The 25394-nt window shown below is 58.2% G+C and carries 23 protein-coding genes; 9 read left to right on the top strand and 14 right to left on the bottom strand.

The features are described from left to right. Nucleotides 1–4: 4 nt before the first annotated feature. Genes DW349_RS03400 through waaA form a run of 4 tightly spaced genes read left to right on the top strand, consistent with a single transcriptional unit; the run spans nucleotide 5 to nucleotide 3526 of the window. Nucleotides 5–451, top strand: a complete 447-nt coding sequence (locus DW349_RS03400; protein WP_157954379.1) for a DUF4426 domain-containing protein — start codon at nucleotides 5–7, stop codon at nucleotides 449–451. After that, on the top strand, nucleotides 448–1059 hold the full coding sequence (rdgB, locus tag DW349_RS03395) for an RdgB/HAM1 family non-canonical purine NTP pyrophosphatase (RefSeq protein WP_108126135.1): 612 nt from the start codon (nucleotides 448–450) through the stop codon (nucleotides 1057–1059). The genes DW349_RS03400 and rdgB overlap by 4 nt, the downstream gene beginning before the upstream one ends. After that, a complete protein-coding gene (hemW, locus tag DW349_RS03390) occupies nucleotides 1056–2198 on the top strand; it encodes a radical SAM family heme chaperone HemW (protein WP_108126134.1) in 1143 nt (380 codons plus the stop codon). Before rdgB ends, hemW begins: the two co-directional genes overlap by 4 nt. Further along, entirely contained in the window at nucleotides 2195–3526 is a 1332-nt protein-coding gene (gene waaA, locus DW349_RS03385) for a lipid IV(A) 3-deoxy-D-manno-octulosonic acid transferase (protein WP_108126133.1), read from the top strand. Before hemW ends, waaA begins: the two co-directional genes overlap by 4 nt. Nucleotides 3527–3532: 6 nt before the next feature. Here waaA and DW349_RS03380 read toward each other — a convergent pair whose 3' ends face one another. The 6 genes from DW349_RS03380 to DW349_RS03355 all read right to left on the bottom strand — a co-directional run bounded on the left by DW349_RS03380 (nucleotide 3533) and on the right by DW349_RS03355 (nucleotide 9736). Further along, nucleotides 3533–4192, bottom strand: a complete 660-nt coding sequence (locus tag DW349_RS03380) for a COG3650 family protein (protein ID WP_108126132.1) — start codon at nucleotides 4190–4192, stop codon at nucleotides 3533–3535. A gap of 111 nt (nucleotides 4193–4303) precedes the next feature. Continuing rightward, nucleotides 4304–4510 carry a cold-shock protein gene (locus DW349_RS03375; RefSeq protein WP_108126131.1) on the bottom strand — a complete coding sequence of 69 codons (207 nt, stop codon included), beginning with the start codon at nucleotides 4508–4510 and terminating at the stop codon, nucleotides 4304–4306. A 388-nt stretch (nucleotides 4511–4898) separates the two neighbouring features. After that, a complete protein-coding gene (gene rsgA / locus DW349_RS03370; protein ID WP_198650520.1) occupies nucleotides 4899–5951 on the bottom strand; it encodes a ribosome small subunit-dependent GTPase A in 1053 nt (350 codons plus the stop codon). 261 nt (nucleotides 5952–6212) lie between these two features. After that, the gene (locus DW349_RS03365) at nucleotides 6213–6911 is read right to left on the bottom strand and encodes a response regulator transcription factor (protein ID WP_108126129.1); all 699 of its coding nucleotides are present in this window, start codon (nucleotides 6909–6911) and stop codon (nucleotides 6213–6215) included. Continuing rightward, a complete protein-coding gene (locus tag DW349_RS03360) occupies nucleotides 6908–8275 on the bottom strand; it encodes a sensor histidine kinase (RefSeq protein ID WP_108126128.1) in 1368 nt (455 codons plus the stop codon). Before DW349_RS03360 ends, DW349_RS03365 begins: the two co-directional genes overlap by 4 nt. Nucleotides 8276–8284: 9 nt before the next feature. Further along, the gene (locus DW349_RS03355) at nucleotides 8285–9736 is read right to left on the bottom strand and encodes a TrkH family potassium uptake protein (protein WP_108126127.1); all 1452 of its coding nucleotides are present in this window, start codon (nucleotides 9734–9736) and stop codon (nucleotides 8285–8287) included. A 208-nt stretch (nucleotides 9737–9944) separates the two neighbouring features. Between DW349_RS03355 and DW349_RS03350 the strand changes: the two genes are divergently transcribed. Both DW349_RS03350 and DW349_RS03345 read left to right on the top strand, forming a co-directional pair. Further along, complete coding sequence (locus tag DW349_RS03350) at nucleotides 9945–12065, top strand: hypothetical protein (protein WP_108126126.1); 2121 nt, start codon at nucleotides 9945–9947, stop codon at nucleotides 12063–12065. Between the two features lie 301 nt (nucleotides 12066–12366). Beyond that, nucleotides 12367–14238, top strand: coding sequence for a PhoX family protein (locus DW349_RS03345; protein WP_108126125.1), 1872 nt, complete (start codon nucleotides 12367–12369; stop codon nucleotides 14236–14238). Between the two features lie 54 nt (nucleotides 14239–14292). On the opposite strand, the gene DW349_RS03340 is transcribed toward DW349_RS03345, so the two are convergent. The 3 genes from DW349_RS03340 to DW349_RS03330 form a co-directional block, all read right to left on the bottom strand. Continuing rightward, nucleotides 14293–15096, bottom strand: coding sequence for an ABC transporter permease (locus DW349_RS03340; protein ID WP_108126124.1), 804 nt, complete (start codon nucleotides 15094–15096; stop codon nucleotides 14293–14295). Next, the gene (locus DW349_RS03335) at nucleotides 15093–15920 is read right to left on the bottom strand and encodes an ABC transporter ATP-binding protein (protein ID WP_108126123.1); all 828 of its coding nucleotides are present in this window, start codon (nucleotides 15918–15920) and stop codon (nucleotides 15093–15095) included. The genes DW349_RS03340 and DW349_RS03335 overlap by 4 nt, the downstream gene beginning before the upstream one ends. Before the next feature lie 103 nt (nucleotides 15921–16023). Continuing rightward, the gene (locus DW349_RS03330; RefSeq protein ID WP_108126122.1) at nucleotides 16024–17034 is read right to left on the bottom strand and encodes an ABC transporter substrate-binding protein; all 1011 of its coding nucleotides are present in this window, start codon (nucleotides 17032–17034) and stop codon (nucleotides 16024–16026) included. Nucleotides 17035–17407: 373 nt separating this feature from the next. Here DW349_RS03330 and DW349_RS03325 point away from each other — a divergent pair, with 373 nt between their 5' ends. Then, nucleotides 17408–19078: a methyl-accepting chemotaxis protein gene (locus DW349_RS03325; RefSeq protein ID WP_108126121.1), complete on the top strand. Its 1671-nt coding sequence runs from the start codon at nucleotides 17408–17410 to the stop codon at nucleotides 19076–19078. A gap of 21 nt (nucleotides 19079–19099) precedes the next feature. Here the strand turns inward: DW349_RS03325 and DW349_RS03320 are convergent, their stop codons facing one another. Further along, nucleotides 19100–20188, bottom strand: coding sequence for a GGDEF domain-containing protein (locus DW349_RS03320; RefSeq protein ID WP_108126120.1), 1089 nt, complete (start codon nucleotides 20186–20188; stop codon nucleotides 19100–19102). A 170-nt stretch (nucleotides 20189–20358) separates the two neighbouring features. On the opposite strand from DW349_RS03320, the gene DW349_RS03315 reads away from it, so the two are divergent. Both DW349_RS03315 and DW349_RS03310 read left to right on the top strand, forming a co-directional pair. Next, complete coding sequence (locus tag DW349_RS03315; RefSeq protein WP_108126119.1) at nucleotides 20359–21333, top strand: ATP-binding cassette domain-containing protein; 975 nt, start codon at nucleotides 20359–20361, stop codon at nucleotides 21331–21333. Next, the gene (locus DW349_RS03310; protein ID WP_108126118.1) at nucleotides 21330–22181 is read left to right on the top strand and encodes an ABC transporter permease; all 852 of its coding nucleotides are present in this window, start codon (nucleotides 21330–21332) and stop codon (nucleotides 22179–22181) included. Before DW349_RS03315 ends, DW349_RS03310 begins: the two co-directional genes overlap by 4 nt. A gap of 6 nt (nucleotides 22182–22187) precedes the next feature. On the opposite strand, the gene DW349_RS03305 is transcribed toward DW349_RS03310, so the two are convergent. The 4 genes from DW349_RS03305 to DW349_RS03290 all read right to left on the bottom strand — a co-directional run bounded on the left by DW349_RS03305 (nucleotide 22188) and on the right by DW349_RS03290 (nucleotide 25276). Then, on the bottom strand, nucleotides 22188–22856 hold the full coding sequence (locus tag DW349_RS03305; protein WP_108126117.1) for an alpha/beta hydrolase: 669 nt from the start codon (nucleotides 22854–22856) through the stop codon (nucleotides 22188–22190). Between the two features lie 144 nt (nucleotides 22857–23000). Further along, nucleotides 23001–23606, bottom strand: a complete 606-nt coding sequence (locus DW349_RS03300) for a hypothetical protein (protein ID WP_108126116.1) — start codon at nucleotides 23604–23606, stop codon at nucleotides 23001–23003. Between the two features lie 24 nt (nucleotides 23607–23630). Next, on the bottom strand, nucleotides 23631–23972 hold the full coding sequence (locus DW349_RS03295) for a winged helix-turn-helix domain-containing protein (protein WP_162824607.1): 342 nt from the start codon (nucleotides 23970–23972) through the stop codon (nucleotides 23631–23633). Between the two features lie 146 nt (nucleotides 23973–24118). Beyond that, on the bottom strand, nucleotides 24119–25276 hold the full coding sequence (locus DW349_RS03290; RefSeq protein WP_115667132.1) for an alpha-hydroxy acid oxidase: 1158 nt from the start codon (nucleotides 25274–25276) through the stop codon (nucleotides 24119–24121). Nucleotides 25277–25394 lie beyond the last annotated feature (118 nt).

Here is a 25394-nt window from a genome sequence, read left to right as displayed (position 1 = left end):
GGTTATGCCCATTAAAATTTTCGCGGTTTTATTGTTCGGCTTACTCGGTTCAATCAGCGCCCAAGCCGAACAAAAAGTGGTTTTTAACGGCGACTACGAACTGCATTACATCGTATTTAATTCCACCATGTTGCAACCGGACATCGCACGCCAGTACAACCTGACGCGCGGCGGCCGCAACGCCATTCTGAATCTGTCGGTGTTGCAGCAACAACCCAACGGCGTTGCCACGCCGGTCGAGGCTGAAGTGCGGGTTCGGGTGCGCGATTTATTGGGCCAGGTACGCCAACTGCCGCTGGATGTCGTGCGTGAACAGAACGCCATTTATCACCTCGGCAATGTAAAAATTCTGGATCGCGAAATGCTCTGGTTTGACATCGAAGTCGAGATTCCCGGCGAGCGCGATTTTGATTTCAGTTTCAGCAAAGAAATGTGGGAAGAAGACGCATGAGCCAATGGGTTTTGGCATCGGGCAACGCCGGCAAGCTGCGCGAATTCAAACAGCTGTTGGCGCCGCTGAACATCGACATTCAGCCGCAGGGAGAACTGGGTGTCAGCGATGCCGACGAAACTGGCCTGAGCTTTATCGAAAACGCCATTCTGAAAGCGCGCCACGCAGCCGCGGCCACCGGCCGACCGGCATTGGCCGACGATTCCGGTTTGGAAGTCGATGCATTGAACGGCGAACCGGGTATCTATTCAGCGCGGTTTTCCCAACGCGCCGGCGGCGAGAAAAATGATGCCGCCAACATCGAGTATTTATTGCAGCGCCTCGATGGCGCTGCGAGCGAGCAGCGCAGCGCCCGTTTCCAATGCGTACTGGCGTTTATGCGCCACGCTCTGGACCCGACACCGCTGGTCGTTCAACGCAGTTGGGAAGGCGTCATTCTGGACGCGCCCGTCGGTCAGGATGGCTTTGGTTACGACCCGGTATTTTTCGTACCCGAATTGGGCAAAACCGCCGCCGAACTCGACAAAGCCACCAAGAATAAACTGTCGCATCGCGGCCAGGCGATGGCGGCGTTATTACCGCTGCTGCGTGACCGGCTCAAGGTATGACGCTGCCCGATTTATCCGTTTACGTGCACGTGCCCTGGTGCGTGCGCAAATGCCCGTACTGCGATTTTAATTCGCACGCCGCCGACCCCAATGCCATTCCTGAAGCTGAATATTTAACGCGTTTATTGGAAGACCTGGAACAGGATGCACCCTTGGCGCAAGGCCGCCGCATTCGCTCAGTATTTTTTGGCGGCGGTACACCCAGTTTATTGAGCGCAAACACCGTCGGCGCAATCTTAAACTCGCTCGATCAACGCTTAGGTTTCGACCGCGATTGCGAAATCACGCTGGAAGCTAACCCAGGCACCGTCGATGAAAGTCGCTTTGCCGATTTGCGCGCAGCGGGCGTGAATCGTTTGTCGATTGGCGTGCAGAGTTTTCAGGCTTCGCAACTGCAAAAACTCGGTCGTATTCACGACCCCGGCCAGGCCGTGCGTGCGGTCGAACGCGCTCGGCTGGCTGGCTTCGATAATTTCAATATCGACCTGATGCACGGTTTGCCGGAACAAAGCGAGGCCGATGCGTTGGCCGATCTCGACCGCGCTATTGCGCTCGCACCGACGCACCTGAGTTGGTACCAACTCACCATCGAACCGAACACCGAATTTTATCGGCGGCCGCCGGAATTGCCGGTCGATGAAACACTCTGGGCGATTCAGGAAGCCGGCCAGGCGCGTCTGGCGGAGGCCGGTTTTGCGCAATACGAAGTCTCGGCTTACGCGCGCGACGGCCAGCGTTGCCAACACAATTTGAACTACTGGGGCTATGGCGACTATCTGGGTTTAGGCCCGGGCGCGCACGGTAAAATTACTCAGGCTGAACCCTTTTCGATTCGACGCACCCGCAAGACGCGATTGCCAAAAGATTATCTGGATCGTTCGCGCCTTCTGGTTCGACAGGAAGAAGCGGTCGAGCCGGAGGATCGCCCGTTCGATTACTTCATCAACACACTGCGGTTGGTCGAAGGCATGCCGCTGGCGCACTTTGAAGTCGCGACCGGTCTGGATAGCGCTACACTGGAACCCAGGCTGAGCCGCTTGCAGCAACAAAATTTACTGACGATAGAGGCCGGACGCTTGCGTACCACACCCCAAGGTTTTCTATACTTGAACGACATTCTCGCCGAGTGGCTGGCATGAACACCCTGGTGCGCCACCTCTATTCCCTGATTTTTTATCTGATTACGCCGCTGTTGCTGGTCCGTGTATGGCTGCGCGGGCGCACCTTGCCGGGTTATCGCCGGCGCATCGCTGAGCGTTTTGGTCATTGGCCGGATATGCCAACCGGCGCACTCTGGGTGCATTCGGTCAGCGTCGGCGAAACCATCGCCGCCAAGCCATTGATCGACCGCTGGCTGGAGCGCCACCCGGACATGCCGGTGCTGGTCACCACCATGACGCCGACCGGCTCGGACACCGTCAAAGCGCAATTCGGCGATAGCGTGCACCACGCTTATCTGCCCTGGGATTTACCGCACGTGCAGCGGCGCTTGCTGAAACGACTGCAACCGCGCGCGCTGGTGATCATCGAAACCGAGTTGTGGCCGAATTTATTGCACGCCTGCCAGGTTGCCAAAGTACCGGTGTTGTTGGCGAATGGTCGCTTGTCGCAACGTTCGCTGCGCGGTTACCAACGGCTGCATCGGCTGATCGGCCCCATGGTGAAAAACCTCAGCGGCGTAGCGGCGCAATACGCGCCCGACGCCGAACGTTTCGGCCAGTTGGGCATTGCTACCGAGCGCATTGAAGTCACCGGTTCAATCAAATTCGATCTGCCACTGACGCCAGAATTGCACAGCCAGATCGACACCTATCGTCAGCAATTGTCCGGCCGTCCTGTCTGGGTGGCGGCCAGCACGCACGCCGGAGAAGACGAAATCTTTCTGGCCGTGCATCGCACCATTCGCGCCAAATTGCCCGATGCCTTGTTGATTTTGGTGCCGCGTCACCCGGACCGTTTTGATAACGTCGCCGACCTGCTCGATCGCGATTGCTGGCGCTACAGCCGCCGCTCACGCACGCCCAAACCGCGTAAAAACGACGCGGTGTTTCTGGGCGATACCTTGGGTGAATTACTGCTGTTTTATGGTGTGGCGCATGTGTCGGTGGTTGGCAACACCTTCAATGGCGGTGGTGGTCACAACCCCATCGAACCGGCGGCGCTGGCGAAACCGATTTTAATCGGACCGAGTTTTTTCAACTTCCAATCCATTGTCGATGCGATGCTCGGCGAGCACTGTCTGGTGAAAGTGAGCGGTAACGAAGAGCTGACCCAACGCCTGCTCGGGCTGCTGCAAAGCCAGGATTTGCGCGACACCTACGGCCAACGCGCCTACCTGTTTTTCCAACAGCAGCAAGGCGCTTTGCGCCGCCTGGAAAGCTGGATCGAGAAACACCTGGAACTGGATTCAGACGCCAATCCGTCCAGCCCATCGCGTGACATCCGCCCGCTGAGCACAGGGCATTAATTCCATTCAATGCCAGTGGTCGGTTAGCGGCCGACCACAGCCTTGTAATGATTGGCCGTTCAGAGTCACCTCAACAGTCCACTCAAAGGTTTCATCACTCATGGTGTCCTGGCACGCCATCGGCTCCAGGTGCAATACCAGGTTGGTGGATCGTCTGTTCGCACGGTAGATCAACGTTTGACCGTCAACCTCCGGTGTTGGCAACGGCATGACGGTGCGAGACTGACCGTAGTCTGTCAGCAACCGAATCTCGGCATGACTCAACTCCAGTAACCAGCCCGGTTCATTGCCAGTGGCACGAAAATCAATCGGATAGCGGCCCTGGCGATCGCGCGGCTGGCGCAAAGTGCTGAGTTCACAGGCCCGCTGTGGCTGGTCGTCAATTCGCAATTGCGCCGAGTCGCCTTTGCTCCAGAACATCAAACCGTCGCCTAAATACAACACGCCCGATGCGGCCGGTTGATGGCGCACCGTCACCAGCCGATCCGGTAAATACAGCAGCGCTTCGTCGTCGCGGGTTGGCACCAGACTGAGCGCCAGGCTCTGGCAATCAAACACCACCAGTTGCGATAAATCGGCAGGTTCCACGGCCGGGTGTTTGCTGGCACAACCAGCCAGCGTGACGATAGCCAGCAGCAGGGAAAACAGTCGTTGGCGAGCGTTCATAGGGTTTCCTTGAAGGGCTTACGCTCAAAGCGAAAAACCATCGGGCACAAAAAAGGCCGCTGTAAGCGACCTTTTATCAATTTGGGCTAACCGCGATGCGGTTCAGCAAGTTTAGATGACTTCTACGTCAGAAGCCTGGGGGCCTTTTTGGCCTTCAGTGATGGTGAACTGAACCGCTTGGCCTTCTGCCAGAGTGCGGAAGCCGTCACCCTTGATGGCACTGAAGTGTACGAAGACGTCTTTGCCGCCTTCCACTTCGATAAAACCGAAGCCTTTGGTCTCGTTAAACCATTTCACTTTGCCGGTCTGTACAGACATAGCTTTACTCCTGGAAGAGGATGCGATTTGTTACGACAGCGCCCGAGCCAGAGCAAATCCAGACGGTCGTCGCCGGTAAAGATAACGTCTTACTTACGCGCAACCTGTTCAGGGAACTGCAAAGTATCACCGGGGGTCTTGCTTATAAGTATTGCGACAATCTTTTACAAAGCTCACTTTAGCGAAGCCAAATCGGATGTAAAGTACTTTTTAGCCGCATGAAATGGGCCTAAAGTCGCTGATCTGGCCGGTTTTAACCCGCTTTCTGAGCGATGTTCGACAACTGTCTGATATTGCTCGTTTTTTCACCAATTTGCCTTTCAGGCCCGGTTCGGCACAGCGTGACGACCGGGCGTGAATTTCTGATGACAAATTGCGCCGTCAAAGTTCAATCCGAACTTCGTATCTTTTGCGACTGCTTCACCAGTTTGCCAAATGCCCGGTAACGCCGACGTTTTTGCCAGGCGGTTTCGCTGGCATGTACTGCCTCACGCTGCAACTTCTGGTACGACCGCAATCGCCGCGCATCCAATTCGCCCGACTCAATCGCCGCTGCCACCGCACAACCGGCATCGCCCTGATGGGAGCAATCGCCAAAGCGGCACTGCTGCGCCAGTGTTTCGATGTCGTCGAACACCGCACTGACGCCGCTGATGGAATCGCCCAATCGCAATTCGCGCATGCCCGGTGTGTCCATAATCCAGGCACCGGCCTGGGTGCGCACCATCTGGCGTTGCGTGGTGGTGTGTCGGCCTTTGGCGTCGTCTTCGCGAATGGCGGCGGTAAAAAACCGCTGCTCGCCAATCAGACTGTTGGTCAAGGTGGTTTTACCAACGCCGGACGAACCAACCAACGCCAGGCTTTGGCCTGGTGTTAGCCAGGGCGCCAGCGCATCGGTCGCCCAATCCTGGCGGGCATCCAGACAAACCACCGGCAAGCCGGCGCGCAGGGTTTGCGCCTGGTCGCGAAAAGCCTCCATATCGTCCGCAAGGTCGGCCTTGGTCAGTACGATGACCGGGTCGACACCGGCATCCAGCGCCAACGCCAGATAGCGCTCCAAACGCGACAGATTAAAGTCGGCGTTGCAGGACGCCACGATCAGCAAGGTGTCCAAATTGGCAGCGATCAACTGCGGTTTGGGTTCAGTGCCCGAAGCGGTGCGACGCAGCAAGGTCTGCCGTTCCAGCAAGCGTTGTGGTTCGCCAGCGGCATCCAGCCAGAGCCAGTCGCCCAAAGTCGGGCGATCTTCTGCCTCGGCATGCCGCCAGGGGCCGCTGATCAACCAGTTGTGAGCGCCGGTTTCATCGAGCCATTCCAGCCGATCACGATGCACCGCCGTGACTCGGGCGGCACGGCCGGTTTCCAGTTCGTCGAGCGTCAGTTGTTGCAAAAATACCGGGCGCCAGCCGAGTTCGGCCAGCGAGTAATTCATTGATGTCATGAGGGTTTCCCATCACGGTGCCCGCCAAAGGCGGGCAAACACAGACTTCAATCCAGCGTCAAAACTGGATTGATCCATTCCGATTCAGGGCAGGTAGAACAGGAGCGAAGGCTCCACAAACGACAGGAGTGCGCTCAGCCTCGACCTGCCACTGGGGCAAGCTCAAAGAAGATGATGGACATAATTAACGCCTCCTCTACAGGTGGGATGGGTGCCGGATATCGACACCGGCGGGCAGTTTGCCCCAGCGGCGGCTCGCGATCAAGCGGCACCGGACGACTGCCCCAAAAAGCGGTAACCGACACCCGGCTCGGTTTCGATGTAACGCGGATTGGCCGCGTCATCGCCCAACTTCTGGCGCAACTGGCGGACAACGTTGCGCAGGTACTGGGTGTCATCGCGGTGGGTTGGCCCCCAGATGGCTTCAAGCAACGCCGTTTGCGTTACCAACCGGCCGGGCGAGTGCATCAACAGGCGCAACACCGACCATTCCTTGCGCGTCAGCACCACGCTTTCACCGCCGACCAGCAAGCGATGCTGGGCCACATCGATGCTCAACTGCTCGTTTTCAAAACGCGGTTCCGGTTGCACCGGCTCGATGCTGCGCGACGCCAGCAGTCGCCGCACCCGTGCCAGCAGTTCATTCACGCTGAACGGTTTGACGACGTAATCTTCGGCGCCCAAATCGAGCGCCCGCACTTTTTCCGCTTCGTCCGAACGCACCGACAACACCAGCACCGGCACCGATCGCTCCGCCAGAATGCGACGCAGCACTTCTTTGCCATCGAGATCCGGCAAACCCAGATCGAGCACCACCAGCGCCGGTTCCGCCAAGGCGGCTTGCGCCAGGCCGGTCTGGCCGTCGCTGGCTTCGATCACGTCGTAACCTTGCGACGCCAGACTGATGCGCAGGAATTTGCGAATCTGGGGTTCGTCATCGACGATCAGGATACGGCTCATTCATCCTTCTCCTCTGGCTCGCCGGTCTGCACCAGCGGCAAACTCAATCGCAGGCAATGGCCGAAACCTTCCGGCGCCGGCACAATGCGCGCTTCGCCGCCGTGCACCCGCATCATGCCGCGGCAAATAGTCAGCCCCAGGCCGGACCCTTTTTCGTAACGGTCGCCCCGGCTGAACGAATAAAACTGCTCAAACACCGCCTCCCACTGATCGCGCGGCAGACCTTTGCCCTGATCGCAGACATCCAGTTCCAGCCAGTCATCGACACGGCGTGCGCGAATCACCACCAGGCCATCCGGCGGCGACGCTTTAAAGGCATTATCAACGGCGTTGTACAACGCCTGTTCGACCAGCGCCGCGTGCACCCAGAGCGAGGGTAAATCGGCCTCGGGTTCAAAGCGCAGCCGCTGGCGCAGGCTGTCTTGCGACAACCGTCGCGCCACCACCGGATACAATTCCTCGACCGACACCCACTGCCGGTTCAGCGACAAACCGCCCTGGCCGAGCCGCGTCATATCGAGCAAATTCTGGATGTAACCTTCCAGGCGCTGGCTTTCGTCAATGATTGAATCGAGCAGATCAAGCCGGTCCTGTTCCGATAAATCCGCGTGCAAATCGCGCAACGATGTCGCCGACCCCATCATCGTGACCAACGGCGTTTTCAGATCGTGCGACACCGACGACAACAGCGCCGAACGCAACCGCTCTTCATCGGCCTGACGCTCGGCGCTTTTCAATTCAGCCGCGGCCGCGTCACGTTCCAACGCGGTCTGAACCTGCTCGCCCAAACCGCGCACCAGCGTCGGCCAACTGGCGGGCAAGCGATGGTCGTCCAACACCTCAACACGCAGCGCGCGGGCGCCGGTGTGGGCATCGCGTTCACCCGGCGCGGGAAATAATCGCAACTGGCCGAGTACGCATTCATCGCTGAACGCCGACAACGCCACAGCCAAATCGTCGCCTTGCTGCAACCGCGCCATCAGTCGCAACTGGGCCTTTAAAAAGGCTTCCTGAAACTGCAATTGAGTAACTTGCGAGCGCAACTGATACGCCAGCCAACCGGCCAGCAACGAAAAAAACACATAGGCCAAAGCCGCCGCAAGTTCACCGGCATCGTGCATTTGAAAACTGAAACGCGGCTCGGTGTGGAAGAAATTAAACAGCGCAAAACCGAGAAAGGCGCAGATCAACACACCCGCCCAACCGGTCCAAAGTGCGCACACCAGCGCGACCATTAAATAGAGCAATAAATGCGTTGATTGATTCAGCCAACTGCCCGGCAACACGCCTAAAAGCGTCACCAGAATGGGCAACGTCGTCGCCAGCAACCAGGCGTTTCGATTGGGCCAAAAGCTTCTTAACACAGCGTCTCCTTACCAGCGCCAGAAGCCGGGCGTGAACGGCACAATCAGCGCTAAAAATTCCAACCGACCGAGCAGCATGGCCACACACAACAGCAACTTGGCGACATCGTTCAACGAACTGAAATTTCCCGCCGGACCGATGATAGCACCGAGCCCCGGGCCGATGTTCATCAAGGCGGTCAGCGCTGCTGACGTCGCGGTTACCGCGTCCAGGCCGGTCATCGCCAACAGCAAACTGCAACAGAACCAACTCGCCATCACCAGAAAGAAATACGCCAGCGCCGCCACCAACACCCCTTCTTCCACGGTGCGTTGATTGTAGAGACGGGAAAAGTGCGCTTTGGGGTGCAACGAATGAAACAGATGTTCGCGCGTCATCAACGCCAGCAATTGATAACGAAACAGTTTGATGCCGCCCGAGGTCGAACCGGAACAGGCCCCGCTGAACATCACAAAGCCAAACACCAGCAAGGCGAAACCGCCCCACAGTGTGTAGTCCTGACTGGCGTAGCCGGTGGTGGTAATCACCGACACCAGATTGAACAAACTGTGCGACAACAACAGCCCAAAAGATTCATCGCTGCCGGCAAGCCAGCGCGACAAGGTCACGCTCAAAGTTGCGACCACCACCAGCTTCAACAGCAGCCGCACCTGAGCGTCTTTCGCGATCAGCCAACGCCGCTCGCGCACTGAATTAACGAACAACAAAAACGGCATGCCACCGAGCAACATAAACACACTCGCCGCCCACAACAGCGAGGGCTGTTTGAACTGCCCAAAAGACGCATCCGAGGTGGAATAACCGCCAGTCGCCACTGACGTCAGCGCATGATTGAACGCCTCAAACGCGGTCATACCCAGCGCCCAATAAGTAACAAAGGCAAGCAACGACAACACCGCATACGCCAGCGCAATCATCAACGCCACGCGCGCAATGCGATTGTTCTGAATGTCAGACCACTCGGACGATTCGGTACGAAACAACCGCATGCCGCCGACTTTCAAAAACGGCAGCACCGCCACCGCCATCAAAATAATGCCGATGCCGCCGACCCACTGAGTGATCGAGCGCCACACCAGCAACGCACGCGGGCCACGATCCAGGCCGCTGATGACGGTCGAACCGGTGGTGGTCAAACCCGAAACGCTTTCAAACAGCGCATCGACAAAACTCAAATCCGGCCAACCCCAATACAGCGGCAAAGCGCCGGTCAGCGACAACACGCCCCAGTTAAACAGCGTGACCAGAAACATCTGCCGTGGCCGCATCCGTTGCAATTGCCCGCGACCGAGCACAAAAAACAGCAGCGACAGAAACACACAGAGCACCGCGCTAAACACCAGCGGCCGTACCAATTGATCGTTGTGCCAATCAACCCAGAGGATCGGCACCACCATAAATCCCGCCCACAGCAACACGGTGAAAGAGGCAATTTGCAAGGCGGGTTTGAGATCGGACATCACTCGCTGTCACTCACGAGACCAGATGCCCTCAGTGTATGAATGGCCCCGTAAGCGAACCATCAGCCGGCCAGCGGCGGCGTAATTTCTGCGTAATTTGAGAAGGTTCTCAGCGGGTCCACCGGGTCGGTGTTTGGCGGATTGCATCCTGCTACACTCGACAGCCCTCCCCACAATGAAGGGTGTCAACCCGCTACCGGAGTACTGGATGAAAGGATATCGCACTGGCCTGCTGGCCATCGTATTGCTGTTCGTGGTCAGCCCGGCCTGGTCGTTCAGCTTTTTTGGCTTGTTCGGTTCGGACAAAAAACAGAGCACGCTGATCGACGCCATTCCGGCCGACACCGCCTGGGTATCACTCGGCAAAAACACCACGCCCGAAGCGCAAATGCTCGATAGCTGGACCAACACCGAGGTGATGTCGGAACTGCCCGAATTGCCAGATGTGTTTTCCGAAACGCCCGGCATGCAGGTATTGGCCTGGCTGTACGAAGATTACGCCAACGTCGCCCAGTTCACCGGCTACGAAGGCAAGACCGGCTACGGCGCACTGATGGCGCGCTACGGTCTGGACGAAGACGGCTCTTACGCCTTTTATCTGGACGGCACCCTTCCTGTGGTTCGCTTCCAGGTATCGGACGATGCCGCCATTGAACAATTGATCACCGACATGGCCGAAGGCAGTGGTCAGCAACCGGAAATCCGCCGCGTCGAAGGCGTCGACATTCGCCATTGGCAATTGTCGGCACCGACCGCCAAACGCCGGTTCGACTTTGCCATAGCGATTAATGACCACATCGCCACCGCCACCTTGCTGACCGAAATCGACGACGACACCCGGCTCGGCCAGCGCTTCGGCCTGATCGCCCAGGAACAACCGCTGTCCGACAGCGAAGACTGGCAATCGCTCGACACCGAATACCACTTCGACGAATTCGCTCGCGGCTACATCAGCATCGCCAAAATCGCCGAAGCCATATTGATGCCGCAGAACAATCGCATGGGGCGCGACCTGCAACGCCTGGCCCCCGGACCGATGGCCGATCTGAACGCCAAGATGGACAACACCTGCCCGGCCGAATGGATGAGCCTCGCCGAGCAAATGCCGCGTCTGGTGTACGGCAGCGAAGACATGAAAGCCAGCGCCGACAACCTGCATCAAGTGCTGCGTTTCGTGCTGGAAATCAACAACGCCGACATCACCTCCGAGCTGAGCCAGCTCGCCGGTTCCGTACCGCAATACAGCCGCGATGCCAGCGACAAGATTTTCGCCTTCGCCCTGGGTCTGAACGTCGAAGCCCTGGCGCCGGTCGCCACGACGCTCTGGACGCAATTGCGCGCCGCCGACTTCGACTGCCCATCGCTGGTCAAACTGCAACAGGACGTCGCCGGCTTTAACCCCGCCGTTCTGGGCATGGTTGGCGGCATGGCGCAGGGTCTGAAAGGCGCCGGCTTCGCGTTGTACGACTTGCAGGCCGACGCCAGCAGCCCGGTTGGCCTGAGCGGTTCTGCACTGGTCAGCATCAGCGCCGACAACCCGAGCCTGTTAGCCACCTCACTGACTGCCAGCTTCCCGCCGCTGGCCGGCCTGAAAATACCCACCAATGGCGAGCCGGTAACCTTGCCGGATATGGGATTACCGCAGCCGGTGCAAGTCGCCATCAAAGGCAAACACCTGCTGGTCTACACCGGCAACGCCGCCACGCAAGCGGCCAATCAAATGGCCCGCGAGCCGCTGAACACCGACGGCAACATGGCGTTCGCGTCCAACTACCAAGCCATCGGTGACGCCTTCATGGCCATCGCCGACACGCCAATGAGCAGCTCATTGCAACAACTCGACAACATGGACAGCTGCACCGACTTCTACGTCGGCATGGTGCAACTGAGCCGCCTGCCGATGCAGATCAGCTATCTGGATCAGCACACCGAACGCGGCTGGGAAGCGCAAGTCGGTGTCGATCTGCAACCGCTGACGGACGACTTCATCGTAGAACCCGGCGACTACCAGACCGACTCCATGAGCGACGATTGCAGTTGGTTTCCCGACGCCATCGAAACCCTGAACGCCGACGGCAGCGGCCAGTACCGCCAGAAAGACGCCAACAACCGCTGCGACGTTTATCAGATCGACTACCAATGGCGCCAGGAAGGCGGACGACTGATCCAGGAAAGCAGCACCGAGCGCATGCGCGACAGCTGCGATCAGACATGGCAAAGCGTCGACGCTGGCGACTACGAATGCACCGTCCTGGCGACTTTCGAAAACGGCTTCTATTGCCTCTACGACTTCGACGGTGAACCGGCACTGATGCGTTACCGCCGCTGAAATCATTGCCACAAAAAACCCGCTCCGGCGGGTTTTTTTATGCCGCCGAGAAATGAAGTTACCCACAGAAGCCGTGGACAAGTTTGTGAACAACCTAGGGAGAACCGGGTTCAGGCCAGAACGGCTGGTGAATTTTTAAAGTCGTTAAAAAACAGACAGTTATTCGCCACCACCCGTACCGCTTTTGCGCCTGAAGACAAGCGTCATCGGTTCGTCATTCAAGTGTCACAGCCATTGGCAAGACTGCGCAGTGCTATCGATTCGCCCACCCCCAACCTAAAAAACCCACAGGACCTTCGAGATGCATACTGAGCATGATGAAAACAACAAGCCGGTCGAATTCGACCGACTGATCGACCTGGCCATGAGCCGTCGTAACCTGATCAAAGCCGGCAGCGCTGCCGGTGCCACCGCCTTCCTCGGCGGCGTTGCACCACTGGCAATGGCCGTCAACGAAGCCACTACCCTGATGAGCTTCGACAACATTCCCACCAGCACCGCTGACGACATCAGCCTGCCGCCGGGTTACCGCTACGAAGTATTGATGTCCTGGGGCGACCCGGTACTGAAAGGCGCGCCCAACTTCGCGCGCGAGAACACGGCCGCCGACCAGGCCGGCCAGTTCGGTGACAACACCGACGGCATGGAAATGTTTCACCTGACCGACCGCAACGGCAACCTCGACCCGAACCGCGCCGTGCTGGCCGTCAACAACGAATACCTGAACGACAAATATTTCTACACCCACGGTGAAGCCGCCAAAACCGCCGAAGACGTACAGAAAGGCCTGAACGGTCACGGCGTGACCATTGTCGAGCTGGAACGCAAGCGCAACGGCAGCTGGCAGTACAAGAAAGGTTCCGACTTCAACCGTCGCCTGCACGGCAACGCCGAATTCGAACTGACCGGCCCGGTTGCCGGCACCAACTACGTGAAAACCTCAGCCGACTCCACCGGCCGTCGCGTTTTCGGCACCTTCAATAACTGCGGTGCCGGTCGTACGCCTTGGGGCACTTACATGACCTGCGAAGAAAACTTCAACGGTTACTTCGGCGCGCCGGAAGGCACGGCGCTGAGCGACGCCCACAAGCGTTACGGCTTGAGCGAAAACGGTTCTGGCTACGACTGGTGGCAACACGAAAGCCGCTTCAACCTGGCGGCCGAACCGAACGAGCCGAACCGCTTCGGCTGGATCGTCGAAATCGACCCGACCGACCCGACATCGACACCGAAAAAACGCACCGCCATGGGCCGTTTCAAACACGAAAACGCCGCCATGACCATCAACCACGACGGCCGCGCTGTGGTCTACATGGGTGACGACGAACGCGGTGAATTCATCTACAAATTCGTCTCACGCGGCACCTACAACCCGGACGACCGCGCCGCCAACATGCGTCTGCTGGAAGACGGTGATCTGTACGTCGCCCAGTTCAACGACAACGGCAGCGGCCGCTGGATCGAACTGCGCCACGGCGTTAACGGCCTGACCCGCGCCAACGGCTTTGCCGATCACGCCGACGTCTTGGTCCGCGCTCGCGCCGCCGCCACCTTCGTTGGCGCCACCACCATGGACCGCCCGGAATGGGTCGCCTGCCATCCGTCCGCACCGATGGTGTTCTGCACCCTGACCAACAACAGCCGTCGCGGCACCACCGATGCTCAGCCGCTGAACGGCCCGAACCCGCGCGAGAAAAACGACTACGGTCAGATCGTGCGTTGGATGCCGGAAAACCACGACCACACCGCCGAACGTTTCGGCTGGGACTTGTACGCCATCGCCGGCAACCCGGCCGTGAAGACCGGCGCTTACGCCGGCAGCGACAACATCACCACCGACAACATGTTCAACAGCCCCGACGGCCTGCGCTTCGACGACTTCGGTCGCCTGTGGATTCAGACCGATGGTGACTACTCCAACGAAGGCGACTTCGCTGGCCAGGGCAACAACCAGATGCTGTGTGGCGACCCGGTCACCGGACACATCCGCCGCTTCATGGTCGGCCCGCAGGGTTGCGAAATCACCGGCCTGAGCTTCTCCAACGACCACCGCGTCGCCTTGGTCGGTATTCAGCACCCGGACGTCGCCTGGCCGAACGCCGCGCGTGACGGCGTACCACGCTCGTCCATCGTCGCGGTCTACCGCGAAGACGGCGGCGTCATCGGCGCTTAATTACCAACCCCTTTCAGACTCTCCAACCTTCCAAGCCCCCACTCGGGGGCTTTTTTATTGCTGCGAACGAAACGCCCACCCCGTCATCCGCTTTTCAATCAATACAAAGATGGCGTACATCACCACACCTTCCACCGCCAGAGCCAGCAAGCCCGCAAACACCAGCGGAACTTCGAAATTGGCCTGTGCCATTAACATCATGTTGCCGAGGCCGGAGTTGGCGGCGACGGTTTCGGAAATGACTGAGCCAACGAAGGCCAGCGTAATCGCCACTTTCAGCGAGCCGAAAAAGTGTGGCATGGCGCCGGGCAAACCGACTTTTAACAGGCGGTCGAGTTTGGACGCGCCGAGGGCGCGCAGTACGTCGTCCATTTCCGGTTCGGTGGTCGCCAATCCCGTTGCGACGTTGACGACAATCGGGAAAAACGAAATTAAAAACGCGGTCAGAATGGCGGGCACAGTGCCGATACCAAACCAGAGCACCAGAATCGGCACGACGGCGACTTTCGGTACCGAATTAAACCCGACCATTAACGGATACAAACCGCGATACAATCGGCGCGACCAACCGATGGCAATGCCCAGAATCAAACCGAATACGACGGCCAAACCAAAGCCGGCGGTGGTGGTCCATAAGGTCTGGATCGAGTTGACGACGATGGCCCGCTGAAATTCAAAACCGGTTTGCACAATCACCGACGGCGGCGGCAGAAAATACACCGGAATATCGCTCAGCCGACAGATCAATTCCCACAGCGCAAAGAAGGCCACGGTTACCCAAAACGACATCGCTTCTTCACGCGCCAGCCAGCCAAACAGCCAGCGTTGCCAACTGCGTTTTTTTGTCGCACCGCTCATGGCGAAGTCTCCTGCAAGGAACCGATACTGCTGTTGCTGTCTTCCGAACGCGCACTGCGAATGTGTTCGCGCAATTCGTGTACGGCGCTGACAAATTCCGGTTGATAGCGGCTTTCCAAGGTACGCGGCCGATCGAAATCGATGTCGCGTTTAACGATGATTTTTCCAGGCCGTGCGCTCATCACATAGACGGTGTTGGAGAGATACACCGCTTCGGTTAAATCGTGTGTTACCAAGACGACGGTGAAGCGTTGTTGTTGCCATAAATCCTGCAACACGTTCCACAATTCTTCGCGTGTGAATGCATCGAGTGCGCCGAAAGGTTCGTCGAGCAATAACAGTTTGGGTTCGTGAATTAACGCCCGGCACAGTGAAGCGCGCTGACGCATACCGCCCGATAATTGCCAGGGGTATTTGTGACCCAAACCTTTCAGACCAACAGCCGCCAATAGCTCTTCACCACGACGCCGATACTGAGCGCGGCGTTTGCGAAAATCTTTTTTCGTCGCCGGTGCGACTTCCAACGGCAACAGCACATTTTCCAGCGTGGTGCGCCAGGGCAACATGATGGCGTTCTGAAACGCCATGCCCACCTGAGCGCGCGGCCCGGTGACGGGTTCGCCGTCCAGCACGACGCTGCCTTCCTGCGGAATCAGCAAGCCGGACAGCAATTTCATAAAGGTCGATTTGCCGCAGCCGCTGGGGCCGACGATGGCGGCAAAGTCACCCTGCTCTACTTGCAGGTCGATACCGTCGAGCACCAACTGGCCGGCGTCCATTCCGCCGTAACCCAAGCACAACGATTGAATGTCGATGAAACTCATTTTGGGCCTTTTATTCAGCAGTGATTTTTTTCGTACAGAGCATTTTTTTAACACGGAGTTCAAACAAAAAACCCCGGCGAATTCGCCGGGGTTCGTGTCGCTATTAAGGTGCGACCATCCGCCCTGCCATGGCGGGCAGGAATTCGTCGGTGAAGATGTCATCGACGCTGGGTTTGTTGCTGTACTCGTAAGTGAGGCCGATCTGTTCGATGGCGTTTGCCATGCGTTCGGTATCGATACCGCCCATTCCGTGTTCCAGCACGTAGTCGGTGAGGATGTTGTCGGCAATGGTCATTTCCAGACGCTCCAGTTCCACCGCTTCACGCGCTACGGTGTTGTGTTGCAACACGTATTGCACCGCCGCTTCCGGGTCGGCAATGGTGTCGCGCCAGCCGCGCAGTGTGGCTCGGATGAAGGCTTCGACCGCTTCGGGATGTTCCGCTGCAAACGTCGGGTTAACGATGATGGCGTTGCCGTACAGATCGACGCCATAGTCGCTCATCAACATGACGACGATGTCGTCATCCGGCGTGCCTTTGGATTTCAGGTTGATGTACGACGAGAACGAGAAGCCGGTGATGGCGTCGACATCGCCTTGCGCCAGCATCGGTTCACGCACCGGGAAGCCAACGTTGTCGATGGTCACGCGGTCGGCGTCAATGCCGTTGGCCTGCACGAAGATCGGCCATTGGGCGTAAGCGCCATCGGTCGCCGGCGCACCCAGTGTTTTGCCTTCCAGATCTTTCGGCGTTTCCACACCCAGGCTGCGACGCGCGACGATGGCGAAAGGCGGCGCATCGTAGGTCATCATGATGGCTTTGACCGGGGCGACATCGCTGTTCTGGTCGCGGAATTTGATCAGCGAGTTCACGTCGGCGAAGCCCAGTTGGTAGGTTCCGGAGGCGACCCGTGGAATGGCTTCTAAGGAACCAGAGCCGGAGTCGATGCTGACGTTCAGTCCTTCTTCTTCGTAATAGCCACGCTCCATGGCCATCAGATAAGGCGCTGCTGGGCCTTCAAATTTCCAGTCGAGTGCGAAGTCGATGTCGGTTGCGCTGGCACCGGCCGCGGCCATCAGGCCGGCCAGTCCACTGAGCCAAGTCCGTTTATTCATGCTAAATCCCCTCTTAGCGTCGGTTGTCGTTATGGCGAGCGATGCTTTGCAAGGGGTAGGCCAGCTCGGCTGGCGTGTGAACAAATGATCGATATTGCGGCTTTTTAGAAACATTTGTTTCATCAAGCTCGGTCATAGTAACGAATTAACAAAATAAGCACAGACAGCGGCGCACCAAAACAGACACACTTGGTGCGCTGCCCGCACCCTTTAAGGGCGATGCGAGGTACGCTGCGATGATGTCGCGGATTAACACGGCGGTGTCGCTTCCAATTCAACCAATGTTCGCAACGGCACGGCTTTCGCATTCAAGCTTTCTCCAATTGGTGCCGATGTCTTACACAACGGCCGCTATTTCCTCGAGCTCATACGAATGAAAAAACTCTCCCTGACGCTGAAGATCAGTGCCCTGGTGTCGGCTTTAATTCTGGCCCTGCTGGTGCTCGCCGTGGTCTTTATCTCCAGTTTCAATACCGTGATTGCCAACAGCGAGAAGGATGCTCAGCTGCGGCGACTCAGCGAAAACCTGACTCAGGGATGGGAGACACTGACGCAGCAATACGACACGGTTACTGAACTGGGGCCGCAATACTTCGCCAGCAGCATCACCGAGGCCGATTTGCAGGCCGCCATCGATGCCGCCGACGCGACCGAAGCGCAGATACAGGACGCCGTGGCCCAGCTCAACCCGGACCTGATTCGCAGTTGGGACTCGGTGATGCTCAGCCAGACTGAGGTCTCTCTCGGCACCTTGGCCGAACAACTCAGCGCCGGCCTTGCGCAGCTCAAAACCGCGTCTGAAGCGGCAGCGACCGCCTGGCTGGGCAAAGCCGCCTGGAACGAACGCAACGCCATCAAGGCCGCCATGGCCGATGCGGTGGCGCCGGTCGGCACCCTCATCACGCAGATTTCGACTCAGTACAGCCAATTGGTTGATTTGCGTTCGGCCAAACTGATCGCCTCGCAGCAAGCCACGGTGCGGGTGATGATTGCTTCGCTGGCGGTGTTGATCGTCATCGCCGCGCTGGCCGCCATCTGGATGCTGCGCAAAATCAAGCGCGACCTGAAATCCATCGTTCAGGCTACGCAACGCCTGGCCAGTGGCGATCTCAGCCAACGCATTTCAGCGCGCGAGAACGGCGATGAAGTGGACGAGGTAATGCTGGCGGTGTCGCAGATGAACGCCAAGCTGTCGGACATCGTCGGTTCGGTGATCGAACTGTCCGAACACCTCAAACACTCGGCTGGCGACATCATGGCCGACACCGAATCGCGCTTCCGCGACGCCGAAAGCCAGCAGCAGAAAATGCACGAACTGGCGACGGCCATCGACGAATTGCAAACCGCCTCGAGCCAGGTTTCTGAGGCGGCCAGCCAGTCGATGTCGGTATCGGAACTGGCAAAAGAAGCCGCCGACAGCGGCTTCCAGACGGTGCAAGACACCATCAGCTCCATTCAGACGTTGGCGGGAGAAATTGAGCAATCGGTGAGTGTGATCGAAAAGCTCGACGGCCAGGCGGAAAACATCACCACCATCATCACGTCCATTCAGGCCATTGCCGAGCAGACCAATCTGCTGGCGCTGAACGCGGCCATCGAAGCAGCACGCGCCGGTGAACAAGGCCGCGGCTTCGCTGTGGTAGCCGATGAAGTGCGCAAACTGGCGCACCGCACCCAGCAATCGACAGAGGAAATTCAGCAAACATTGGAAGAGTTGCGCAGCGGCAGCCGCGCTGCTGTGGGTGTGATTGGCGACAGCCACGCCAAGTCGGTGGCAACAGTCGACACCGTGGGTGAAGCCGGCCGCACCATTGAGCAGTTCGTCGCTGCGGTGGATCAGATTAAGGATTGGACGCTGCAAACCTCGGCCGCTGCCGAACAGCAAGCCGCCACCCTGAACGGCATTTCCGAAACGGTCAGCGATGTAAATCGCATTTCCGAAGACAACGCCAAAAGCGCCAAACTGTCGCTCGATTCAACCGAAACGCTGAACGCGCTCAGCCAGGATTTGTTGCAGTCGGTGTCGTTCTTCCGCTTGCAGTAGGTTCTGTCTCAACCGCTGAAATCAGGACGATTCCAGCGCCGCTTCGATGCGGTTGCGACCACCGGCCTTGGCGCGATAGAGCAATTGATCGGCTCGCGCCAGGGCGTCGCCCATATCCTCGTCCGCTTTGAAATCGGTCACGCCGAAGCTGATGGTGACGCTGCGGTCGTTGTCCATAAAGCGTTGCTGCGGCATGGCTTCATGCAGACGTCGCAGAATGCGCTCGGCCTGAGCCAGACTGGTGCTGGCGAAAATGATCACAAACTCTTCGCCACCCCAGCGACACACCAGATCTTCTTCGCGTACCTGATCCAATAAAAACGCCGCAACGCCTTTGAGCACATCGTCGCCCACGTCGTGGCCGAGTTCGTCGTTAATGGGCTTGAAGTTGTCGATGTCGCCAATGGCAATGACGCTGCTGGCGCCAGTGCGCCGCGCCTGAGCGCGCCAGGGGTGCAGAAATTCGCGCAGATAACGGCGGTTGTAGAGTTGCGTCAGTTCATCACGCGTTGCCAGTTCCACCAGGTCGCGGCGTTGTCGCTCAAACTGCCGTCGCACCAGAATCACCGACAAAATCAACGGCGCTGCCGCCAGTATCACATTGGCGCTGAACAGCCAGCGCGACCATTCCAACAGGCCGCCATCGTAGCGCGAGCCGGGAAACAACAGATTCAGTACCAGAAACAGACCGATGCAGGCCAGGCCTGTCAGACTTGCGCTCAACACTTGCTGCCGCGAATTGACGATGGCCAGACAGGTCGTCGGCCAGAGGTAATACTGAAAGCCGAACTCCAGCCCCAGAAAGTACACCGCCGCAATGGAATAGCCGCACAACTCAGAGCACGCCAGCACCACCGATATCAGGTGTTCACCGCGCCGGTTGGCAAAAATGGCGGCGCTCCACAACAACACGCTCATCACACTGAAGGCGGCCATCGGCCAGAGTTGGTAGTGCTGGTACAAGGCCAACAACACCAGATGCGCCAGCAACGAAAACAGACTTGATACCTGAATCGCCACAAATTCCAAATAGTGGTCTTTGGAAACGCGATTGGGTTTTTGGAGGGTCAACAGCCGGGGCAATCGACGCGGTGGCGAGGCTTCGTCCATGGGTTTAAAACAATCCAAGGCTGTTGGGCTGAAAGGGCCAGTATAGCAAGGCTGCGAGCGGTATCGACCCCCTAAAATGCGGTCAAAACCGGTCCGTTTTGGTGCAACGAAAGGCTGGTCGCCGAGTCTGGCTGCGTCTAGTGTTAAGCGTCCGTTTCAGGAGACAACTTATGTCCGCTCAGCAATGGGCCATTGACGTTCAGGGCCTGCACAAACATTTCGGTGACACCCAGGCGGTTCGCGGTCTGGATCTGCAAGTCCGGCGCGGCAGCGTTTATGGCTTACTCGGCCCGAACGGTGCCGGCAAAACCACCACCGTGCGCATGTTGGCGACACTGCTGCAACCCGACGCCGGCGAGGCCAGCGTGCTGGGGCTCGACCTGCATCGCGACGCCCAGGCCATTCGCCAACGCATCAGCCTGACCGGCCAGTTCGCCTCGGTCGATGAAGACCTCACCGGCCGCGAAAACCTGCGCTTGCTGGCCCGGTTACTCGGCTTCAAAGGCCGCGCCGGTCGCGACCGCGCCGACACCCTGTTAGCCAGCTTCGATTTAAGCGACGCCGGCGACAAGCAAGTGAAACACTACTCCGGTGGCATGCGCCGCCGGCTCGACATCGCCGCCTCGTTGATCGTGCCGCCGGAACTGCTGTTTCTCGATGAGCCCACCACCGGCCTAGACCCGCGCTCACGCAATCAGGTCTGGGACATCGTGCGTGCACTCGCCAACGCCGGCACCACGGTGTTGCTGACCACTCAATATCTGGAAGAAGCCGATCAACTGGCCGAACGCATCGCAGTCATTGACCACGGCCGACTGATCGCCGAAGGCACCAGCAGCGAACTGAAGCAGACCGTTGGATCGGGCATTCTGCGGCTGCGGCTGGTCGATCCGGCGCAACGGCCGGACGCGCGTGACTGGCTGAGCCAGCATCTGCAAACCAGCGTCAACGAAGAGCCGGAACCGGCGTCACTGAACGCGCCCTGCGCCGATGCGGCGGCGGCCAGCCGAGCCATTCAAGGGCTGAACGACGCGGGCATCGCGCTGGCGAGTTTTGCGTTGGGCCAACCCAGCCTGGACGAAGTTTTTCTGGCACTCACCGGCCAGCCATCGGAATTGGATACCACTGAGGACATGCCCGCATGACCGATCAAACCAGTGTCGCCGTTGGCAACGCCCAGCCGACCAAACCCGCGCTCGACCTGCACGCCCTGATGCAGCAAACCGCACCGGCGCTGCCCGGCACGGCGTCGAACCTGGCAACCTTCGCCTGGCGCGCTTTGCTGAAAATCAAACACGTGCCGGAACAGTTGTTCGATGTAGTGATCACGCCGGTGATGTTCACCGTCATGTTCACCTTTTTGTTCGGCGGCGCACTCGCCGGTTCGCCGCAGGAATATCTGGTGTTTCTGCTGCCGGGCATTCTGGCGCAGACGGTCGTGTTCACCACCATCTACACCGGCGTGACGCTGAACACCGACATCGGCAAAGGCATTTACGACCGCTTCAAATCAATGCCGGTGTGGCGGCCGTCGCCGTTGGTCGGCGCCATGGCGGGCGATTTGATTCGCTACACCGGCTCGTCGCTGATCGTCTGTTTGATTGGCTTGCTGCTGGGTTACCGGCCGGGCGGCGGCGTCTTGTCGGTGGTGTTGGCGATTGCGCTGTTGAACGTGTTCGCCTTCGGCGCCGGCTGGGTGTTCACCACGCTCGGTTTGCTGTTGCGCACACCCGGCGCGGTGATGACGTTGAGTTGGCTGGTACTGATGCCGGTGACCTTCGCCTCCAACATCTTTGTCGATCCGGCAACAATGCCCGGCTGGTTGCAGGCGTTTATCGAGGTGAACCCAGTGGCGCATCTGGTGACAACACTGCGCGCCATTCTGGCCGGCGAGCCAAGCATGGACGGCTTGTTGATCACCTTGCTGACGCCACTCGTGCTGACCGCCATCTTTGGCCCGCTGACGATGATGTTGTATCGCCGTCAGCGCTAAGCGCTGTCAGTCCAGCGGCGCCGTAAGCCGCTGGCGCAACCAGACGGCGATGTCGCGAATCTCCTCCGGTGCCACACTGTGTGGCATCGGGTAGGTGCGATACTCAACGTCGTAACCGTCAGCTTTCAATCCCATGACCGCCTTGCGCCCGAGCGTTTCGGGCACCACCGGATCGAGCATGCCGTGGCAACTCAGAATCGGCATTCGACGGTTGGCATCGCTGGCGCGGTTGGTCGCTTCGGTGGCGAAATACGTCGACAGCGCCAGCAAACCCGCCAACGGCTCGGGATGCCGCAACGCGCATTCGTAGGCCACCGCCCCGCCTTGAGAAAACCCGGCAATAACAATGCGCCGGCTATCGATGCCACGCTCGCGTTCGCGCGCGATAAAAGCATCAATCGCATCCGCCGAAGCCATCAGTTGGGCGGTGTCGATGGTGCGGTCGATGTCGATGGCGATGATGTCGTACCAGGCCGGCATACGCATACCGCCGTTAACCGTCACCGGTCTCGATGGTGCGTGCGGGAAAATAAACCGCACCGCCAGATCGTCCAATTGCAGTTCCGGCACGATGGGTTCGAAATCGTGACCGTCGGCACCCAGACCGTGCAGCCAGATAACGGTCGCGTTCGGGTTAGGACGGGTTTGCAGTTCAACGGCGGGTAACAGAGACATGGTCTTCCTTCCGGGTAAATGGCATCAGTAAAACTGACGCCAGTATAAAGAACGTCGCAGCTGGCTCCGAGTCTGATCTGAGCAAGGCAGCGACGCGCTACTCCGGTCGCAATACAAGTGGCGCAAGCATGACCACGGAGTTTATTACTGCGGTGAAATCAACATGGAGACCAGGATAGTTTCCAGCTCATCCATGGTATTTGCGTCTTGGGCACTGGCCGTCTGATACAGAGCAGTCAGCAATGAAACTTCCGTGTCGCTGCCTTCTCTACGAATGAAATCATAAAAATCTTCCGGCCTTTGTTGGTGCTTTCGCATGACGGCAACGGCCTGAATCAGAGACTGGCGATCTTGCCAATGTAGAAAAGCGGACAGGCGATCCTTGATAACATCCGACACCGTCAGGATGGGCAGGCTTTTATTGGCGACCTGGATTTTATTGATCTCGGTAATGAGTTCATCACCAACAGAAAGTGGCGCGGCGGGGAACTCAACCACAATATCCGTCGTGGTATTGACGTAGACACGCCCTTGCTTAAAAAAACCCAGCTCAGCCATGGCCGTGCTTAATAACTGTGGTGACTGGTAATTGGTATTAACCAGGTCAATATCCTGGGTGAGATAGAGGTTCTGCGAATATATTTCCACCGCCAAGCCACCCACCAATACGACCTCGATATCCCAGTCTTGCAGGTGTTCGGCAACAACAGCGGCCAGTTCAGTAATGCCGGTCGTTTTGAAATCTTCCATGATCTATCCCTTGGCGCCGTGGTCTTACTTTGACAAAACAGTGGGCTTTCCTGCCGCTCGGGGCCGGGTTCGACGAATCAAAAGGCTTTTGATCACCTCATCCGGGTAGGCCTCTATGGCCATGTTCAGCAATTCTTTTAATGGCGCGATAAACGGATAGCGTGGGTTCAGTTGGTAATTCCTCACCTTGCCAATCTGCTGGCTCACCACAACGCCATCGCTTTCCAACCGGAGTAATTGCTTTTGCACCGGCGTCAGTGGAACACCATAGAAATCGGCGATGGCTTTGCTGTAGCCATCGCCTCTCAATAGCAGATAAATCAGAATTTTTTCCTGAGACTCCGCCCGTAACACGCCTTTGAGCACGAACACGACGAACGCCCTATAAAGCCACGATCCGATCAATATAAACTACATTAGGGTTTTTATTAACTATAAAGTAGAAAACAAAAACTACTTTATAGTTTCTAGATTGAATCAAAGCCTTGGTCGAGGCAATGAGTTAACACCACTTACTCGACGCTAAAAACACCCGGGTTCACCAGATTATGCAACCCCACGTTCCGAATATCCCGCTCACCACAGAGCGCCATGCTGATGTCCAATTCCTTATGCAGAATGTTCAGCACATCGGTCACGCCGCGCTCGCCCGCCGCACCCAGGCCGTACAAAAACGCCCGGCCGATGTAAGTGCTTTTCGCGCCGAGGGCGATGGCTTTGAGGATTTGCTGGCCGCTGCGGATGCCGCCGTCGAAGTGCACTTCGATGTCGTTGCCGACGGCGTCGAGAATCGCCGGTAAGGCTTCGATGCTTGACGGTGCGCCGTCCAGTTGGCGGCCGCCGTGGTTGGAGACGATGATCGCATCGGCTCCGGTTTTCACCGCTGACTTGGCGTCTTCCGGGTCCATGATGCCTTTCAGAATGACCGGCCCGCCCCAGCGTTCTTTGATCCAGGCAATGTCGTCCCAGGAGAGTTTCGGGTCGAACTGTTTCGCGGTCCATTCCGACAGCGATGACAGGTCCGCCACCCCGGATACATGCCCGACGATGTTGCCAAAGCCGTGGCGTTTGGTGCCCAGCATGCGCAAACCCCAGGCCGGTTTGCTCATTAATTGCAGCATCGAATTCAGCGTGAATTTCGGCGGTGCGGACAAGCCGTTGCGAAGGTCTTTGTGGCGTTGGCCGAGAATCTGGAGATCGAGCGTGATCACCAGCGCCGAACAGCCGGCGGCTTTGGCGCGGTCGATTAAGCGACCGATAAAGTCGCGGTCGCGCATCACGTACAACTGGAACCAGAAGGGTTTCGAGGTGTGCGCAGCGATGTCTTCGATCGAACAGATGCTCATCGTCGACAGCGTGAATGGCACACCAAATTGTTCGGCGGCGCGGGCGGCCTTGATTTCGCCATCGGCCCATTGCATGCCGGTGAGTCCGGTCGGTGCCAGTGCGACGGGCATGGCGACGGTCTGACCGATCATGGTGGTTTGGGTGGTGCGGTTGGTCATGTCGACGGCGACGCGCTGGCGGAATTTCAGGCGGTCGAAGTCGGCTTCGTTAGCGCGGTAAGTCGATTCGCTCCAGGAGCCGGAGTCGGCGTAGTCGTAGAACATGCGCGGTACGCGGCGGCGGGCGAGTTGTTGGTAGTCGTGAATGGTGCAGGGCTTAGACATCAGTCAGTTCCAATTATTCTTGTAACGCCGCACTTTAGAAGCGCACCGGCGGCGCGTCCATACCACCTTGCGCGAACGGCGCGTCTTGCCTGCGTTGGCCTGATCGACAATGATGTCG

The organism is Saccharospirillum mangrovi, assembly GCF_003367315.1.
GTDB lineage: Bacteria > Pseudomonadota > Gammaproteobacteria > Pseudomonadales > Natronospirillaceae > Saccharospirillum > Saccharospirillum mangrovi.
Note: the sequence above shows the minus strand (reverse complement) of the source record. Positions and strands in the feature narration are given on the sequence as shown.